The 2632-nt window shown below is 48.2% G+C and carries 5 protein-coding genes; 2 read left to right on the forward strand and 3 right to left on the reverse strand.

Annotated elements, in window-relative coordinates:
• Positions 1–162: 162 nt before the first annotated feature.
• The 3 genes from PHI12_15040 to PHI12_15050 form a co-directional block, all read right to left on the reverse strand.
• On the reverse strand, positions 163–765 hold the full coding sequence (locus tag PHI12_15040; GenBank protein MDD5512099.1) for a hypothetical protein: 603 nt from the start codon (positions 763–765) through the stop codon (positions 163–165).
• Between the two features lie 83 nt (positions 766–848).
• A complete protein-coding gene (locus PHI12_15045; protein ID MDD5512100.1) occupies positions 849–1028 on the reverse strand; it encodes a hypothetical protein in 180 nt (59 codons plus the stop codon).
• Between the two features lie 49 nt (positions 1029–1077).
• Positions 1078–1368: a hypothetical protein gene (locus PHI12_15050; GenBank protein MDD5512101.1), complete on the reverse strand. Its 291-nt coding sequence runs from the start codon at positions 1366–1368 to the stop codon at positions 1078–1080.
• Positions 1369–1488: 120 nt separating this feature from the next.
• Between PHI12_15050 and PHI12_15055 the strand changes: the two genes are divergently transcribed.
• Together PHI12_15055 and PHI12_15060 are read left to right on the forward strand one after the other, a co-directional pair.
• Complete coding sequence (locus PHI12_15055; protein MDD5512102.1) at positions 1489–1848, forward strand: hypothetical protein; 360 nt, start codon at positions 1489–1491, stop codon at positions 1846–1848.
• A partial coding sequence (locus tag PHI12_15060) for a hypothetical protein (protein ID MDD5512103.1) occupies positions 1848–2632 on the forward strand: 785 nt, incomplete at its 3' end. The genes PHI12_15055 and PHI12_15060, both read left to right, overlap by 1 nt.

Genomic DNA, 2632 nt, shown 5'->3' on the forward strand with positions numbered 1-2632 from the left:
CTGTTTCATCCACCAGCGCGTGTAAAATATCCTCAAGTGCGTCATGCAGGGCCAGCAGCGCGCGGATGTCGCTTACCGTGTCCTTATAGTCCGGCGCGGGACCGTAGGGTATTTTGCCCGCCAGCCGCTCCCGGATCGCGTCCAGGTCTTCAGTGATCATTGCTATTCTCCCTCATCTTCTATCCAATCGCGGAGCATTTCTACTTCTAGTTCAAGTTCCGCGATCCGCTTCAGCAGATAGCGGATGTCAGCGGGGGCGGCGTCCCGTGCGGCGGCCTCTGCGGCGGCCCGTGCGGCGGCCCATGCGGCGTCCCGTGCGACGTCCCGTGCGGCGTCCCGTGCGGCGGCCTCTGCGGCGGCCCGTGCGGCGGCCCATGCGGCGTCCCGTGCGGCGTCCCGTGCGGCGGCCTCTGCGGCGGCCTCTGCGGCGGCCAACTCGTCATCAGTTGCCATCCCGTCCAGCCACGCCCGTTTGATTTCCAGCGCCCTGAGACTGCGCGGATCGGGCGTCTCAATCAGTGCTAAAGCCTGTTCTGCGCACCAGATCGCAAACTCGTGCAAGGTGCGATCTGGCACCCACCCGTCATTCAGCACCAGCCACAGCCGATCCTTGGCGGGGATGTTCTCCGCCCGCAGCACGTCTAGCGCGGTCCCTCGCCACTCGTGGGTGCAATACCCGACTTCGGCGGGATCGTAACATGGCTCAAGCGCCATGATGTCATCGTAGGTTTTGATCGCTAGTACAGTAGTTCTCGTTTCGTTCATATCATCCTCCTGGTAGGGCAGGGCGATCCCCGCCCCTGATCTCGATAAGGCATTCAACTACTATCGGCATGATCATTTGTCCTCTACAGTTTATCTATCGGATAGTGCATGATCACGCACGTCCGCCAGTCATTGACGAGTCCGAGCGCAGTGGCTTTGCGCATCAGATGTGCTACGCTGGCATAACTCCCCTGTGCCAGCAGCTTGTAGGCGAGTAGGCCAGTAACCCACCAGACGTAGTTCATTGCGCGAGTATCGGTCATCGTTCATCCTCCTGCGGCGGGGCCGCTTATTCGATATTTCACTCTCTGATTACGCGCGTAATTCTTCAGTATCCACACCGGACAGTTCTTTGATGATGTCCGTGAGGTAGTATTTTATTTTGTCGTCGGCTACGTAGGAGTCGCGGTCAAGCATCTCGCGCAAAGCGAACGCATACATGCGCGCTGTGCTGATCTTGTCTTGCAGGCTTTCGATCTGCGTTTCCAGGGTCACAAGCGACTCAAGTAGACACGTGCGATCCGCGTCAATCTGCCGTGCGACGTGCAGCCATGTATCGCCTTTGTATTCGAGACTACTGGTTGATTTGTATACTCTGCTCATTGTTCAATCCTCCTGATAAGGCAGGCCGATCCTGCCCGCGTCTATTCCTTTTGATTATTTCAGTATACCATAGATATGTGATAAAATCAAGTATACATTGATAAACATAAGGAGTGTAAAATGGAACAAAGCGATTTGATCATTATTGTTGTAGGAATTGTTTCTAGTGTATTGATTGTTGCATTGGCATGGATTGCTAAATCTAGATATATATCTGTTGCCCATAAAGCACTTGCAGAGTCAGTTATTAATCTTGTTAATCCACTTCTACTTTCACTGGTTACTAATGCCGATGTTGTTTTGGCTAAATATGGCGAAAACAAAACTATAAAAACTATACACACATTGGCTGAGCAGGCAAACGGTATTCTGGATACAGTTGGTCCAAATCTTCCTACTGAACTTAGAAATATTCTACAGGAGTTGGTAGAAAAAGCTGAAATGTTGACTGATGGAGAGATTGAGGCTCCTAAAAGCTAGTGGAAACACGAATAAAAGTAGCACTAGTGTTGGGTGTTATTACGATAGTTGCTGGCGTTGTTGGTGTGGTAGGTTCCCAATCTTCAGCTATTATTGAACTTAATGCTGATGGTAGTTGGAATTGGATAGCTACATTAACACCCTATGTAGTTACTTCTGAACCACAACCTACTTATACGCCCTGGATTATCACAGCTACTCCCAGTGATGAACCTACGCAAGAAGTATATACACCCACACCTACAGATGTTCCTACAATAACTCCCACACCAACACCAGAAAACTTTTGTTTAATGCAAAATCAATCTGGTAGTTCTATTCGTATTCGTAGTTTGCCAGCTACTTCAGCTTCTCAGGTTGGAATAATAGGTTTAGGAGATTATATTTATCCAGAAGCCTATTATGATGGGGGTGGATTTAGGTGGTACAAAATATATGATGGTTGGACTGCTGATTTTTATACTGTTGTGGAAGGATGTAAGTCAATACCCTACGAAGACCCTTTTCCACAATCACAAGACACATTCCCAGGAGTCCATTTGTTAAACGGTGAGGGGGCAAGTGCTATAGCCCCCTTTATTTTTAATATTCAATCTGCAAAATGTACGGATGGAATTTATAATTTTTGTTTACAATTAAAACAAATTAATCCAAATCTAAAAATTATAGCTCGAACATATACACATGATTGTGTTCCTCAAAATGTATTGTTTGATGCTTCTCAATGGTGGGATCAAATTAAGTATATTCTACCTGATGGATTTGATTATTATGAGATAGAAAA

It is taken from the genome of Dehalococcoidales bacterium, from assembly GCA_028716225.1.
Classification (GTDB): Bacteria; Chloroflexota; Dehalococcoidia; order Dehalococcoidales; family UBA5760; genus UBA5760.

Excerpts from the sequence above, each read along its gene's own strand:
- PHI12_15045 (MDD5512100.1), bottom strand. The coding sequence starts at position 1,028 with ATGACCGATACTCGCGCAATGAACTACGTCTGGTGGGTTACTGGCCTA.
- PHI12_15040 (MDD5512099.1), bottom strand. The coding sequence starts at position 765 with ATGAACGAAACGAGAACTACTGTACTAGCGATCAAAACCTACGATGAC.
- PHI12_15050 (MDD5512101.1), bottom strand. The coding sequence starts at position 1,368 with ATGAGCAGAGTATACAAATCAACCAGTAGTCTCGAATACAAAGGCGAT.
- PHI12_15055 (MDD5512102.1), top strand. The coding sequence starts at position 1,489 with ATGGAACAAAGCGATTTGATCATTATTGTTGTAGGAATTGTTTCTAGT.